Source organism: Vibrio sp. YT-17, from assembly GCF_033337375.1.
GTDB classification, from domain to species: Bacteria; Pseudomonadota; Gammaproteobacteria; order Enterobacterales; family Vibrionaceae; genus Vibrio; species Vibrio alginolyticus.
The window spans coordinates 1-14,859 of sequence record NZ_JAWOQP010000005.1 but is presented as its reverse complement, the minus strand read 5'-3'; the positions used below and the strand labels follow the sequence as shown (position 1 = coordinate 14,859).

At 44.1% G+C, this 14,859-nt stretch carries 15 protein-coding genes; 3 read left to right on the top strand and 12 right to left on the bottom strand.

Going from position 1 to position 14,859, the window contains the following annotated elements; all coding sequences use genetic code 11:
* Positions 1-20 precede the first annotated feature (20 nt).
* The 9 genes from R7F67_RS06555 to R7F67_RS06515 form a co-directional block, all read right to left on the bottom strand.
* The gene (locus R7F67_RS06555) at positions 21-1,193 is read right to left on the bottom strand and encodes a tetratricopeptide repeat protein (protein WP_005374255.1); all 1,173 of its coding nucleotides are present in this window, start codon (positions 1,191-1,193) and stop codon (positions 21-23) included.
* Complete coding sequence (locus tag R7F67_RS06550; protein WP_005374256.1) at positions 1,190-1,810, bottom strand: energy transducer TonB; 621 nt, start codon at positions 1,808-1,810, stop codon at positions 1,190-1,192. The genes R7F67_RS06555 and R7F67_RS06550 overlap by 4 nt, the downstream gene beginning before the upstream one ends.
* Positions 1,810-2,214 carry an ExbD/TolR family protein gene (locus tag R7F67_RS06545; protein ID WP_005374257.1) on the bottom strand — a complete coding sequence of 135 codons (405 nt, stop codon included), beginning with the start codon at positions 2,212-2,214 and terminating at the stop codon, positions 1,810-1,812. Before R7F67_RS06545 ends, R7F67_RS06550 begins: the two co-directional genes overlap by 1 nt.
* Positions 2,211-2,765 carry a MotA/TolQ/ExbB proton channel family protein gene (locus R7F67_RS06540; protein WP_017819708.1) on the bottom strand — a complete coding sequence of 185 codons (555 nt, stop codon included), beginning with the start codon at positions 2,763-2,765 and terminating at the stop codon, positions 2,211-2,213. Before R7F67_RS06540 ends, R7F67_RS06545 begins: the two co-directional genes overlap by 4 nt.
* On the bottom strand, positions 2,765-4,132 hold the full coding sequence (locus R7F67_RS06535; protein WP_042523423.1) for a MotA/TolQ/ExbB proton channel family protein: 1,368 nt from the start codon (positions 4,130-4,132) through the stop codon (positions 2,765-2,767). Before R7F67_RS06535 ends, R7F67_RS06540 begins: the two co-directional genes overlap by 1 nt.
* Positions 4,133-4,900, bottom strand: a complete 768-nt coding sequence (locus R7F67_RS06530) for a DUF3450 domain-containing protein (RefSeq protein ID WP_005374260.1) — start codon at positions 4,898-4,900, stop codon at positions 4,133-4,135. It lies immediately after the preceding gene.
* Positions 4,901-4,974: 74 nt separating this feature from the next.
* Positions 4,975-7,068 (bottom strand): TonB-dependent siderophore receptor, encoded by a 2,094-nt coding sequence (locus tag R7F67_RS06525; RefSeq protein ID WP_054576198.1) that lies wholly within the window; start codon positions 7,066-7,068, stop codon positions 4,975-4,977.
* 207 nt (positions 7,069-7,275) lie between these two features.
* Complete coding sequence (locus tag R7F67_RS06520) at positions 7,276-8,649, bottom strand: sensor histidine kinase (RefSeq protein ID WP_258475482.1); 1,374 nt, start codon at positions 8,647-8,649, stop codon at positions 7,276-7,278.
* Positions 8,649-9,314, bottom strand: a complete 666-nt coding sequence (locus R7F67_RS06515; RefSeq protein WP_005386018.1) for a response regulator transcription factor — start codon at positions 9,312-9,314, stop codon at positions 8,649-8,651. Before R7F67_RS06515 ends, R7F67_RS06520 begins: the two co-directional genes overlap by 1 nt.
* A gap of 229 nt (positions 9,315-9,543) precedes the next feature.
* Between R7F67_RS06515 and R7F67_RS06510 the strand changes: the two genes are divergently transcribed.
* Entirely contained in the window at positions 9,544-10,254 is a 711-nt protein-coding gene (locus R7F67_RS06510) for a glycerophosphodiester phosphodiesterase family protein (protein ID WP_054576200.1), read from the top strand.
* A 35-nt stretch (positions 10,255-10,289) separates the two neighbouring features.
* Here R7F67_RS06510 and R7F67_RS06505 read toward each other — a convergent pair whose 3' ends face one another.
* Positions 10,290-10,772 (bottom strand): murein L,D-transpeptidase family protein, encoded by a 483-nt coding sequence (locus R7F67_RS06505; protein ID WP_054574480.1) that lies wholly within the window; start codon positions 10,770-10,772, stop codon positions 10,290-10,292.
* Between the two features lie 241 nt (positions 10,773-11,013).
* On the opposite strand from R7F67_RS06505, the gene R7F67_RS06500 reads away from it, so the two are divergent.
* Both R7F67_RS06500 and R7F67_RS06495 read left to right on the top strand, forming a co-directional pair.
* A complete protein-coding gene (locus R7F67_RS06500; protein ID WP_053350830.1) occupies positions 11,014-12,009 on the top strand; it encodes a 2-hydroxyacid dehydrogenase in 996 nt (331 codons plus the stop codon).
* A gap of 85 nt (positions 12,010-12,094) precedes the next feature.
* Positions 12,095-12,451 carry a YibL family ribosome-associated protein gene (locus R7F67_RS06495; RefSeq protein ID WP_005374274.1) on the top strand — a complete coding sequence of 119 codons (357 nt, stop codon included), beginning with the start codon at positions 12,095-12,097 and terminating at the stop codon, positions 12,449-12,451.
* A 163-nt stretch (positions 12,452-12,614) separates the two neighbouring features.
* Here the strand turns inward: R7F67_RS06495 and R7F67_RS06490 are convergent, their stop codons facing one another.
* Both R7F67_RS06490 and R7F67_RS06485 read right to left on the bottom strand, forming a co-directional pair.
* Entirely contained in the window at positions 12,615-13,646 is a 1,032-nt protein-coding gene (locus R7F67_RS06490; protein ID WP_005374275.1) for a hypothetical protein, read from the bottom strand.
* A gap of 103 nt (positions 13,647-13,749) precedes the next feature.
* The gene (locus R7F67_RS06485) at positions 13,750-14,511 is read right to left on the bottom strand and encodes a hypothetical protein (protein ID WP_005374276.1); all 762 of its coding nucleotides are present in this window, start codon (positions 14,509-14,511) and stop codon (positions 13,750-13,752) included.
* Positions 14,512-14,859 lie beyond the last annotated feature (348 nt).

Below are 14,859 nucleotides of genomic sequence, written 5' to 3'. Positions count from 1 at the left end.
GTATTTAATAAAAATGTTCGCTATGAGTTCTGCGTCGATTCTACTTTGCGCAGCTGAGATAGATACTTAACCCAACTTTTTGCCTGATTCGATGGCTTAATCTCATTCGCTCTTTTGGCATTAGCGAGCGCATCGTCAAACCGCTTAAGTTTGTAGTAAGCGCGAGTTTTGATAAGTGCAACATCCGCTTTACGACCTCTGACATTATCGAGCGCGGCAATGGCATCTTTATAATGGCCTTCTTGCACCAGCAGTTGAGAATAGTTCCAGTAATACTGCCTATCTAGCTGAGCTGCAATACGCCAGCTATCAATAGACTCTTCCCACTCTTTTGCCATTTGCCAATACGTTGCTTGCTGAGCTTTTAGCTTACTATTCGAGTTTACATCCTCTAGCTCGTTCATCACCAATGCAGCTCTCTCAGGAATACCTCGTTTCGCGTACAATTGTGCCAGCAGCTTTAAGTCATCTTGGCTAAGTTGTAACCCTTTCAGTTTTGCCAACGCCAAAGAGTCTAGGGCACGTTTGTTGTCATCAACCCGTAGATATAGAGCAACAAGCTGACGCCACCATTCAATTCGCTCAGGTTCAATCACTATTAAGCGTTTGATGGTCGAGATTGCCGGCTTCCACTTTTTCAGTTCTAGCTCAGCAGAAAGCTTTATCGACAATGCGCCAAGCTTGTCTGGCTGACCAAACTTCTCATAACGAGCCATTGCTGAAAGCACTTTTTGCCACTGACTCAGTTGATAATGAGATTGGGAAATACGCAGCCATAGTTCATGCGCTTTTTGACCTTTAGGAATGTTTTTGCTCAAGGCATAGTAATGAGGTAAAGCCTTAGAAAAACGTTGCTCGTTCAGCAGTATATCAGCCAACATTTTTCGGGTTTGCCATGCTTGCTCATCTTGTAGCAAACCACTATTGACTGCCAACTCAAGTTGCTTAATCGCCGCTTGAGTTTGCTCGTTCTGCCAGTAAAAAATACCCAACATTCGAGCGACATAAGCTTGGTCATATCCACGAGAAAGCTCCATAGCTTCAAGAGATGAAATCGCTTCTTTTAGTTTCTCCTCTTGAGCCAAGTTGTGTGCTCGTTGAACTCTCGCTGCGGTGTATTGGCTTAACTCACTGGCAATGGTTGAGAGTGCACTCAGGCTTAATACCGTACCGATTAAGAATTTTTTCATCATTTGGCTAACTTGAACTCCACTTTAGCGGTTTGTCCGAACTGCTCAATTGACACACCATCCTCAACTTTTGGCTGATACTTCCATTTTTTAAGCGCACGGATTGCTTCCCTTTCAAACATGCGCTCGGGCTCAGCCTCGATCACTTCAATATCTTTTGGTCGTCCAGTTGCATCGATCGTGAAACGCATAATGACATAACCTTCCACTCTACGTTTCAGCGCCTTACTTGGATAACGAGGATCAACACGATACAACGGCAGTGCTTGCTGGTTGCCCATTGTTCCCTTCAAGTTTGGGGCGCTAATCGCGATGCCTTCAAGGGCTGTGTTTAAACCTAAAGCACTGACTGGCGTCATCTGACTCATTGGTTCCATTTGAGTGTCAGCTTGAGACAGATCCATTGGCTCCGGCGCTTGAGGTGGTTCGGGTTGCTCCGGCACTGAACGTTGACGACGCTGCACGTCTGCTTCATTCTCTACCATCACCATATCAAAACGAACGGCTTCTGAAGCTTCTGGTGCACGCTGGTTGCCTTTATCAACCATCCACGCCATAAAGCTAAACAAGCTCACAGAAATTAACAGTGATGCTGGTAGTGCAAGTAACAGCCTGCCCATTAAGGTTTCTCCGCCGCCAATGCAATGTTCTTCACACCCGCCGCCTTTGCAGCGTCCATCACTTTCACGACAGTGCCATTGTAAGCATGCTCGTCAGCTTGGATAACTAACGAGGCATCAGGTTGATCAAGTAACAGGTGCTCAATAGAGGCCTCAACACGCTCAATATCAACCACTCGTTTGTCAATGTACACATCATTCGCTGCCGTTACTGCGATAAAAATGCCCGCGTCTTTTTGACTTACTACATTAGAAGCCTGGGGGCGATTCACTTCTACACCGGATTCACGTACAAACGAACTGGTCACAATGAAGAAGATCAACATGATGAAGACGATATCAAGCATCGAGGTTAAATCGACTTGAGCTTCATCTTGTTGGTTAGGTCTGCGTCCGAGTCTCACTTTTGACTCCTTAAAGATTGTTCTAACTGGATAGCTTTTCGTTCACACACTTTGCTAAGGCGAGCATGAATAAACATGCCCGCAAGCGCTGCTACCATACCTGCCATGGTTGGCAGCGTAGCAAGTGAGATACCAGAAGCCATCAATTTCGGATTGCTGCTGCCTTGCGATGCCATTACGTCAAACACCGTAATCATGCCTGTCACCGTCCCTAACAACCCTAGCATTGGGCAAACCGCCACAAGTAGCTTAATAGTCGATAGGTTTTGGCGTAGTTCGATTTGCGCTTTTGCAATCCATCCTTCACGGATTTGATGCGCGTACCAAGAGTGGTGCTCTGATCTTGCGTGCCACTGCTCACAAAGCTGTTTTTTTACCCCAGGGAAAACCGTTGTGAGATAAATAACTCGCTCCATAACCAACAGCCAGCACACCGCCACGACGGCGGCCAGCCACCATAGGATTTGACCACCTTGCTGCATAAAGCTCATCAAGGTTGTGGCCCAATCCTCACTGATCAAACCCAATGTGCTGAGTAGGATCTGCTCCATTACGCTGCGTTCTCCGCTAAGGTGTTAGAGTGACTTTTGTTATTCGGCATATCACGCTCAGCTTGTTCTGCAACTAAACCGATGCCTTGTTTTTCTAAGATACTGCGAATATTTTCTGCTTGAGAGCTCAATACGTTGTGCGCTAATAGCAAAGGCATGGCTGAAACAAGGCCAAGTACGGTAGTCACAAGTGCCATCGAAATGCCACCCGCCATTACTTTCGGATCACCATTACCAAATTGAGTGATGACTTGGAAGGTTTCGATCATACCCGTTACCGTGCCTAGTAGGCCAAGCATAGGAGCTAGAGCAGCAAGAAGCTTAAGCATCGACAACCCTTTTTCTAGGTGGGTTTGCTCATCAACAACGGCTTCCAAAAGACGTAGTTCTAACGCTTCTACGCTGCGATGCTTGTCTTTCTGGTATACCGCAAGCACGCGACCCAAAGGGTTGTTTCCTGGCTGCGCTGGGGTTTTCAGTTGCTTCATGATTTTCTGGCGCGAAATCATCAGAGATGCACCACGTACGAGCGCAATCAATAGGCCGATAGCCAATAAACCAAGGATGATTTTGCCGACAACGCCACCCGCATTTAGGCGATCAGCCAAAGTCGGTGAGTTTGCGAGCTGCTCAAGAAGAATGCCACGTGACGGATCTATGACAAGCGCATCAATGTCACCAGAGGAAATAGTATTCGCTGTTGGACCGCTTTCAGGCTGACGAAGATAGTTTACCGCATCTCCGCGTTGACCATTCCACTTAACGTAGCCAGTGTCATCCAGCAGCGCCATAGAACCAAGACGAACACCACTAACCGTTTGTTCACGACCCTCGCCATTTAGCAGTGTGAAAGAGACGTTTGCCATTTCACCGCTTGCTTTGATTTGTTCTTCCATGCTGCGCCACATCGCCTGAAGTTGGGTCAACGTTGGCAGTGATTTAGCCGCAACAATAGCATCGATATCTTTCTGATATGAGTTTGCATCTACACCGGTTACTGAGCTTTTTAGCTCAGACTCTAGCTCTTTTGCGTTCTGGCGAACGACGCCAAATAACTCACCTAGGCTCCCGGTTTCTAGACGCAACTTTTCTTCTAGCTGTGCCAGTTCTGCTTCATTTTCACCGAAGGTAACACTTAATGAGTCCGCCTCTGCTTGAAGAGCAGCACGCTCTGCCACCAATTTATTCTTTATAGCCTGTAGGTCTTGCTCTGTTTGCTTAAAACCTGATTCACGCGCGACATTGTGCGATTGCTGTTGACGATTTTCTTGCTGCGCCTTTTGTAACAACGCATCACTAGCAAAAGTTGTATAAGGCATTAATGCGGCTGTCGAGATTAATGCAACCGATAACCATTTTTTCATCATTTATTTGCCCTCCGCAGCGGTTAACGACACTGGTAGAGTTAACATGCTCGGCGCGATCTGTTTATTCGCCATAGCGAACGCTTTGTCTAGCTCTGATTTTTGCTCAGAACCCACTTGTTGCCATGCTTGTTGTTGCTGTGACCAGCTCCAAAATGTGTCACCAGATAAGCTACGCGCTACCAAAGACAAACGCCCTAAATAGAGAATGTCCGCCTCCACAGCTTCATTGTCACCTAGGTTAATCTTGCCTTGGTAAACGCCAAGCTTGGTGCCGTAATCCATTTCAATTTGGTACGCTTCTAAAATACGACGAAACTTCTCTGCATCCGCAACGTCTGCACGCGTCATCATGGAATCCAGCTTTGCAATTCGCTCCTCACGTTGCGCTTTGCGTATAGGCTTGTCGTTAGCGACGAGCACTTTTAAGCCCTCAAGCATGTGATACATCAAAGGCACGACACCTTGACGAGTTTGAGCAATCTGCTCAATTTGCTCGTTCAAGCTATCAACTTCTTGATTTTGACTTTCAACAAGGCTTGCAAGGTGATCGCGATAAATCTTCAAGTTACCGACTTCCTCTTGCAGCTGCTCAATTTCAGCTTCTAGAGTAAGTGATTTTTCTGCGCTTGCATCAATACGTTTTTGGCTTACCGCCGACGACTGGTTTGTTTTACTCTGCACAGCTTGTGCATCGTTTAAGTTCGCCGCGTGAGCGGGAATCAAAACCGATGATATCAACAGAGCGATACTTGATTTCATTAGATTCATACGAGTTATATTTCTGTGTTCCAAAAACGACCAAAGGGGAAGACTACCCTTCCCCTTTAATAATCAAATTGTTATCAGTACTTGAACTGGATTGTTGCCATGTAGTTGCGGCCTTCTCCAACCACAACCCCACTCGCACCTTTTTGCTCGCCATTCGTGCTACCACCACCTGCGAAGTAGTCGGTATCGAATAAATTCTCGACATTGAATCGAGCAATAATATCCAAGTTTTCATCGTACTTATGTTTGTATGACACGCCCATATCAACGCGAGCGTAGCCATCTTTCTTGAAGGTGTTCTTTGCATCACCGTAGCGATCACCTTCATAAATCAAACCAAGGTTTAAGTTAGTGTTGTCTTGAACCTTGTAGCTAGACCATAGACTTGCCGAGAACTCTGGCACGTCTACAGGGCGGTTACCTTCATATCTTTCTGCCTTCTTAAGCTCTGCATCCAAATACATTGCAGAAGCGGTTAGCGACAACTCTGGGGTCACAAAACCTTGAGCCATTAACTCAGCGCCTTTGTGAACTTGCTCACCACCTTGCGTTTTCTTGTGTAGGAGATTGCCGCCCGCGTCTTTGCCGCTTTCAACATCCAGCGAGATGTTCTCTAACGTGATATCAAACACAGCACCAGATACAAATAAACGCTGATCAAACAGTTCCCACTTCGTACCGATTTCATAAGAGATACCACGCTCAGCGTCGAGTTTCTCACCTTCATTGATGTAGGTACGACTACCGTTGCTGACTTCACCTTGCGGCATAAAGCTTTCAGAATACTGAACGTAAACCGAGCCATTCGTCGATGGGTGGAATATCACACCTAACTTTGGAGAAACTTGGTTTTCGGTCAGTTCATCATCACGCTTTTCGTCATAACGAACACCTGCAAGCACTTGCCAGTAATCATTAATAGTCATCATATTTTGCGCGTAGATACCCCAAGTATCGTGCTCGCTTGTGGACTGTTTAACTTTCCCAGAGTAGCCAGGACGAGGCACTGTCTGACCGGCTTCTATACTTATAGGGTTGTAATACTTTTGGAAACGGTCATAGGTATACTCTAGATAGTTCGCACCTACCAAAAACGTGTTATCTGTACCAAACAGAGAAAAGTCCGTCGTCACATCTATATATGCAGTATCAAACACCCAATTATCTTTGCGTTCGTTACCAGAATGGTCGATCTTAGTATCTTGGTCATAAGTTTCGAAACCTGGGTAAGACTCCACATCAAAACGCTTAAAGTCTTGACGGTTGTAACCTGCTTTTACGTTCACGTTATCCGTGACTTGCGCATTAATATCGACACCGTAGTTTTCTACTTCGTTATCAATTTCAGACCACTGCGCATCCCAAATGTACTTATCACCGCGAACCGCTTTGCCATCAACAATGTATGCGCCAGAGTCTACGCTACCATCGTCTTTCGTGCGATCGTAATGCGCTGACACCATAAAGTTGTCGGTGATGTCGTACTCAACCACTAGGCCCGCTACCGTACGATCTGTTCTAGGCTCAGTGCCATCACCGTACCTGCGCCAAGAGCCGTAGCTTTCTTTGGCAAAAATTGCGCGCGCTCGCAGTGTCTCTGCATCATTTAGCGCGCCACTCACATCAAGCACAGTGCGTGAGTGATCATTCGAACCTAGATCTTGACTCAAACTTGCTTGTGTTTGAGTTGTTGGTTTTTTCGAAACCATGTTTACCAAACCACCCGGCTCAGATTTACCGTATAGCAGACCTGATGGACCTTTAAGCACTTCAACACGCTCTAAAAGCTCAATTGGCTGACGGTAGTGTGACCAGTGTTGACGACCATCACGAAGAAAACCGTCTGAACTGCTAAGTTCAAAACCACGTAGAGAGAAACGTTCGCGGTTACGGCTTGTACCACCCGCGCTAACACTTGCATCGTTACGTAGCACTTCACCAAGTGTACTTGCACGCTGCTCATCAATTACCGTTTCATCGATAACCGCTACTTGTCCCGGCGTTTCCAGCTGCGTCATTTCCATGCGCATTGCTGTACTGTTTGTATCTGCCTTGTAGCCGAACTCTCGACCTTCTACAACTACATGTTCGTCTGTTTGAACTTCCGCCACTGCAGGTGTTGCTAACACTGCACCGATCACTAACGCCAAATGGCTCTTAGTAAACATATCCTTTCACTCCGATTATTATTTTTCGGGTCACATACTTGTTGAATGCGATTCCCTCTTAATTATTTCGCGGGTGAATATAAGTGATAAGTATTACCATTTGCATTAAATTTACATTCTTTGCATTTGCAAACTTTTGTAAAGTACTCTCTGATGATGCGCCATGATAATGTGACATTAATAACAAAAATTACGACTTAATCATACTTATTGCTTGAACACTAAAGTAACCCTCAAACCGCCTTGCTCACGGTTTTTCGCCGTGACTGCTCCACCCATAATACGCATGGATTCTTTGACAATCGCAAGACCTAAACCGTAGCCACCAAGCTTTTTATCTCTAGAAGCATCTAAGCGTGTAAACGGATCAAAAATATCGACCAGCTTGTTCTCTGGAATACCAGGCCCATCATCAGATACTGACATGGTGGTGAACTGCTGCCCTTCTTTGACATAATTTTCCAGAGAAACTTCTATCTGAGATGCTGGTCCTGAATATTTAATGGCATTACCAATAAGATTGTTCAAACAACGAATGACCAGCGTTTCTTCACAAATGGCTTTAGCACATACAGCTTCTGAGCGGAAAGACAACGTCTGTTCTGACTTCAAATCTATTTTGCAACGTTCTACTTGCGGGGAGAGCAAAACTTCTAAATCACAGCGTTTCGTGGCTTTGTCGAAGCGCGCATTTTCCAAGCGACTGAACTCCAATATATCGCTGATCAAATGGTTTAGCTCTTTTGCTTCATCTCCTAGCCTTGCCACTAGGCTTTGCTCACTTTCTCCAACACGCTTTCGCAAAAGATGCAGAACCAAGTTCTGCCTCGCTAACGGCGTTCTCAATTCGTGAGAGACATCTCTTATAAGCAGTCGCTGCTTTTCAGCGAGAGAATGAATCTGTTGCGTCATGTGATCGAAATCTTGCGCTAACTCGTTAAACTCACGCGTGCTCGACTTCAGCTCTTTCACGACACTGACATTAAAATCGCCATTAGATAGCTTTTTGCTTGCTTCTCTCAATCGATCCAATGGTTGCTGTAAGTTACGTGCCATTAGCAGCGAAAAGAGCGCCAAAATAACCACTGCAATCACGACTTTGAGAATAGAGAAATACAGAATGAAGTCATTTGCAGGGTGCAGTCGATGTGGCAATTGAATCACTAAAGTATTGCCATGAACTAAAGGAATATTGATGATGGGGCGATTCACTTTCCCCTCAAGTTGATCATCAATGCTTCTCTTAAATTGAAGTTTGAACTCGAAGTGCGGATGCATCAGACGGTGCGTAACTGGTTGCTGATGTTCATTCAACACAAATAAATAAAAGTTTTGCGCATTTGCCCAGTCAGCAAGTTCGTCCATGTCTCCGTGCTCAATCAATACATTGGCTTGATGTGCAAGGTCTAGCATTTCTTCTCGCACACTATCGGGCACTTTCAACATGGCTTTCACCAGAGCTTGTTCCGCTAAGGATTGCACGACCAAAATACTAATGACAATTGCGGTCATGCAACTAAATAACTTGAACGCTAAGCTATCTTTACGTTTTGCAATAAAAGGTGGACATCGGAGCTTCATTAACGGTTTACAGCCTCTAAATAACTGTAACCTTTGCCACGGAAGGTTTTGATATGTTGCTTGGAAAGCCCCGCTTCAACTAACTTGCGACGTATGTTACTGATGTGCATATCAAGGTTGCGATCAAAAGGACTCAGCTCTTTCTTTAACACTTCAGTTTGAAGCTCTGCTTTTGAAATCACGACTCCTTGGTTTTTTACCAAGTAGCTCAATAGTTCAGCTTCCGTACTTGTGAGGGGTAAGCTATTAAGCTGGTCGCTGATCGTTTGAACGGTACTACACATCGTCTGACGTTGACGTTCCAAGCCAACACGACGAAGAATCGCTTTGATGCGCATTAGAAGCTCAGCGACATTAAAAGGCTTTCCGATATACTGATCGGCCCCCGCTTGGTAACCATCAAGCATCGAGTTTTCATCGTTGAGAGCGGTAAGCATTAGAATAGGTGTCGCGAAGCGCTGACAGATCCTACGAGCAACTTGCATGCCGTTAAGGTTTGGTAACATGACATCAAGCAATACAAGATCTACAGGCGTTTTTTCCATATATTGCAGCGCACTTTCACCGCAATGTACAGAAGAGACGATGTAGCCCTCCTCTTGCAAAACCGCTTCTAACAGCTCACACAAAGGAACGTCATCATCGACTATCAAAACTCGTGACATTACCACTCACCATTCAAATAAAAATGGTTCGCATTTTATTACTCATTTACCAATTAAACAACTAACACTCTAATGCTTTAAGTCCACAGGACTCAGTCCAAGAAGCAGCAACGTGCCATTAGAGTTTAATGTTCACTTTTACTAAAGGTTCCTAACAATATGCACCTAGATATATCTTCATAGAAAAAACGAGTACAATCTGGCCACCGCAAAGCAAAAGATAAAGCGAATGGAAACGTTATTAATTGGTCACCGTGGCGTGGCAGGTTCATACCCTGAGAATACAAAAATAAGCATTCAGGCAGCCATTGACCTGGGGTTGAAGTGGGTGGAAGTGGATATACAGCCTACCAAAGATAATGTTTTAGTGGTTTGCCATGATCATACCGTCAATCGATGCAGCAATGGACAAGGGCGTGTTGATGAGCTCACCCTGGAAGACTTAAAAGCATTAGATTTCGGTAGTTGGTTTAGCACAGACTTTTCAGGCGAGAAGATCGTGACACTAGATGAACTGCTCACTTTAGCTACTGAGAATAAGCTTAACTTGAATATCGAAGTTAAAGTAGACAACCATCCAGCGGAAGAAGTGGCGCAGACTCTAGCCAATGCGTTAGCAAAAAGTCCAATGCCGCAAGAGAATGTACTCCTATCCAGCTTTAGTCATGACGTCATTAGAGCGATGCACAAATACTGCAGTGGCTACCGATTGGGTGTGTTAAGTGAATTCTTTACGAGAAAAGATAAACGCCTTTTGGAAGAAGTTAGTGCCTATAGCTGCAACCTAAACATTAACTGGGTTCGCACTCGCCAGATAAACAAACTCCAACAAGCCGGTTACAAAGTGATGTGCTATACGGTGAACAATCCAAATAAACTGAAATACCTGCCTCAGTTAGACGGTATTTTTAGTGATCATCCACAGCGCTTTATGCCATAGCCTATAAGAGCCAGAACATTAAAGGGGACCTTTTATTACCACTCAATCTGAATTGGTGTCCCCATCTCGACGAGCTGGATAAATTCGTCCATTTCCTCGTTGGTAATCGCAATACACCCATTAGTCCAATCAAAACTTTGGATGTAAATCGGCAACTGACTCTCACCGTTTTTTAAGCCATGAATTTTGATGTTCCCTCCAGGGGAGACACCTCGGCGCCTCGCTTCCAACGTATCAATCGCATCAGGGTAACTGATATGCACAGAACGATAAAAAGCAGAGTCCTCTATAACATAATCTAGAGTGTACTCGCCCTCCGGCGTGCGATTGTCTCCCTCTTCTTGTTTATGTCCTTGCGGGTTCGCTCCTAAAGCAATTCGGTATTCTTTTAGCACTGCTCCTTGTTCCATCAAATACATTCGACGCTTAGACTTGTCGACTTTAACGAGGTCAACAGCTGCGTGAGTGCCCGAAGCAAACACACAACACAAGAACATAGAGAACCATTTTACTGACATTGTCGTAACGCCTAAGCTAATAAAGTGAACAAGAAAAGAGCGATAATGCTAGTCAGTTAATGCTCGTAAAGCAAACAGTATCTAATGCGGAACCGTAAGATAGCACTCGCTGAAAGGCGTACTTCTTATCGTTATTTGATACAACAAAGTCAAAAAGAAGATTTCTCTATTCATTGCGGCTAAGTTGCATTACTTTATAAGCATATTTATTTATAAAGTCCGTACTTTTTGAGAGGGAACCATGATTAACATTGCTTTTTTTAGTGCAAAATCCTACGACGAAGCCTCTTTTAATAAAATTAAAAATAACCGCGATTTTGAATTTCACTATCACGACTTCCGACTAACCGAAAAAACAGCCAAGATGGCGCACGGCAGTGATGTTGTATGTGCGTTCGTTAATGATGATCTTTCAGCTCCTGTCCTTAAACAGCTTTCTCTGGGCGGGACCAAACTTATTGCTATGCGCTGCGCGGGATTTGATAAAGTTGATCAACAAGCAGCCAAAGAACTAGGTTTACAAGTGGTTCGAGTTCCTGCTTACTCACCAGAAGCAGTGGCAGAGCACACGGTTGGTTTAATGATGTGCCTAAACCGCCGTCTTCACAAGGCCTACCAACGCACACGTGACGCCAACTTCTCGCTAGAGGGTCTTGTTGGCTTTAACTTTTACGGAAAAACTGTTGGTGTTATTGGTACGGGTAAGATTGGTATCGCGACGATGCGTATCTTCAAAGGGCTTGGCATGGAGCTGCTTTGCTACGACCCCTACGAAAACCCATTAGCGCTAGAAATGGGAGCCCGTTACTGTTCGCTTGAAGAAATCTACGCTAATGCGGATGTTATCTCTCTCCATTGTCCAATGAGTGAAGAAAACTATCACTTATTGAACGAAAAAGCCTTCGCGCAAATGAAAGATGGTGTAATGATCATTAACACCAGTCGAGGCGAGTTGCTAGATTCACTAGCGGCGATAGAAGCGTTGAAACAAGGTAAGATTGGTGCGCTTGGCCTAGACGTGTATGACAATGAAAAAGACTTATTCTTCCAAGATAAATCTAACGATGTCATTGTAGATGATGTTTTCCGCCGTTTATCGGCTTGTCATAACGTGCTGTTTACTGGCCACCAAGCATTCTTGACTCACGAAGCACTTAATAATATTGCCTCTGTGACGCTTGATAACGTCGAAGCCTTTTTCTCTGGTAACGTATCGGGCAATGAACTGATTAACTAAAGCCAGACAATCGAGAAGTATAGTAGAGCGTGTGATCTCAGCTATGCTATACTCCTCGACTATTTAAAATTTGAGCCAAATTACCATGAGCATAAAAACTGATATTCAAAAGCTGCACAACCGTTTAGATACATGCCAACGTAAACTTGATGCGGCACGTTCTCGTGGTGATCACGAAATGATTACAAAGTTCACGGATGAAGTAGAACAGCTGACCAAAAAGCTTAACCAGTTAAAGCACAAGCAAAACTATGAGCTGAACAAAGAACGTAAAAGCTTACTTGATATGCCTTTCTCTCGTGAAATCACCAAAGCAGAACAAGCGGACATAGGCAAACTAAAAAAACGCGTACGCGGCTTAGTAATCGTTCACCCATTAACAAAAGTTGGTAAAGAACTTCGCCTTGATGTGATGACAGGCTTTGCGCCAAAAGAGTTTTAAAACTCGCATTAACATTTATGGAGCCTAAGCATTTGCTTGGGCTTTTTATTTTGTACTGCTTCATTAGATTTCATCGAAATATCAATCCATAAGCTATTAAAAAGGCCAGCGACAAAAGCCACTGACCTATTTCGACCAATATCGTCCGCATTACATCTCAACGTTACGACAGTTGCTGCAACTTGTGCTCCACAACGGGATCATTCGGAACCAACTGCTGAGCGACTTCCAAAAGCTGTACCGCATCTTGCGGGTTGTCATACTCATGCTTAAGTGCAATATCAACAAGTGGCTGAATATCGATTTGCGCTTGATGCTCCTTCACATGTTCTTTCTTTTCTTCAATTAGTACATTATGAGCGGTGCTCAGTAAGTTTAAACGATGCTGTGAGCTCGCATTCGCCTTGTTAAGGCACTGATAGTAATCTTCTTTTAAGCGCAGCGTTTTGGTCTGATGACGAAACTGCGCTATATCTATCTTCTGATAACGTATAAAGTCTACGGCCACTTGCTTATAAAAACCGAATTTATTCAAATACGTCGCGTGGGTACCATGTCCCATCCCGAAGACTCTTAAGTGAGTGAGCTCTGGGTAGCGTTTGGCGTGAAGGCGGTCGATTTCATTAGTTGGATCATAAATGATATAGCCTTTTGCATCGCCAAGGTCGAGGTCGTGATACTTTCCTTCCCAATCAAATTGTTGGGCAAGTTCAGTACTTGGCCTATCATCCCATGGCACCAAAACTTTGTTTTTTGTGCTGACCGGGTGAAACATCAATACTTGATCCAACTTTAATAGATTAGAAAAGGCACCAATAGCAAAACCACCGCGGCTAAGTCCATAGCCTAAACGACATTCAAAGGGCTCAAGTAAAGTCGACAGTTGCTCTAGAAAGAAAATCAAATTACGGCTGCGAAACCAGTTACTTTTCCCAAGATGCTGAAATGAAATAATATTTACTTTTTGTTTCTGGGCTAAGCGATAACCCCAAGGCGCAAAGTCTGAGTGTAAGTCCTGTACTTGTAGATTCGTACCAGCAGGGGAAAAGGTGAACAACAACGGTTTATTGCGGTCGACAAACTCATACTTAACAAATACATCATCAAGTAAGTCCTCCCCGGACATCGGTAGCCTGGTTTGCTGTTCTTCACGAGAAAGAGCCAGCCATTCATCCAACCAGTACAGTAACTTCATTAATCCTCCATCTAAATTGCGCCTAGCAATTGTGTTAAAAATCTAGTTTTTAGTGTGTGATCATCTCCCCCTGGTTACAGGGGACTCTGATATCAGTCCTCTTTTAAAACAAAGCGTGAATTTGCTTATTAAATTGGTCAATATCTAAGGTTTGATGGCGAACAAACTCCTGCGCCACCAGATTAAAAAATTCTAATTTATCTAATTGTGTGGATTGAGTGCCGTGTCCCATACCGACGACTTTTAAATGGGTAAGCTCTGGATAACGTTCAGCATGAAGACGATCAATGCGATTGGATGGGTCATAAATAATATAACCTTTGGCATTGCCCAAATCTCGATCATGGTAGCCGCTTTCCCAAGCAAACTGCTGAGCAAGCTCAGTACTCGGCCGATCATCCCAAGGCACTAACGCTTTATTTTTAGTGCTAACAGGATAAAACAACAAAAGATGTTCTAGTTTCAGCAAGTTAGCGAACGCGCCAATTGCAAAGCCACCTCGACTTTGCCCATAACCCAAACGACATTTGAAGGGATGAAGCAACTCAGATAGCTGCTCCAGAAAGAAAATCAAATTCCGACTACGGAACCAATTACTTTGTCCTAAATGTTGAAAGGCAATAATGTTTACTTGTTGTTGTATTCCGAGCTCGTAGCCCCAAGGAGAAAAATCCGGAGTTAAATCTTGTACCTGCACATCAGTACCGGAAGGAGAAAATGTAAACAACAATGGCTTGTTAAGATCGACGAGTTCATACTTCACAAACACATCATCAAGTAAATCGTAGCCAGAGATAGGTAAAGCCATCTCTTGTTCTTGTTGAGTAAGAGCTTGCCATTCATCTAACCAGTAAAGTAGCTTCATTTTTTCTCCAAGTGCATCCGCAGTATTTAGACTGGAACTCTATCAAAATGCGTTTAAGCATCCCACGTTGAGACTTAAGAAAGCTCTATTTGAAGCCCAAATGAGACGTATGGAAATGTCTTCGATTGAAGGTATTACTGCGTAAACTAAACCCAAAGTAGGTACGCAAAAACTTGGAGAAAGAGCTAGAGAAAAATCAATTAGAAGTTTCGATAACAGCGGTTAAAAAACAGCAGATACAAAAAAACCGCTGTAAGAACAGCGGTTTTTTTAAAAGTGGCGGAGAGATAGGGATTTGAACCCTAGATACGCTATTAACGTATGCCGGTTTTCAAGACCGGTGCTTTC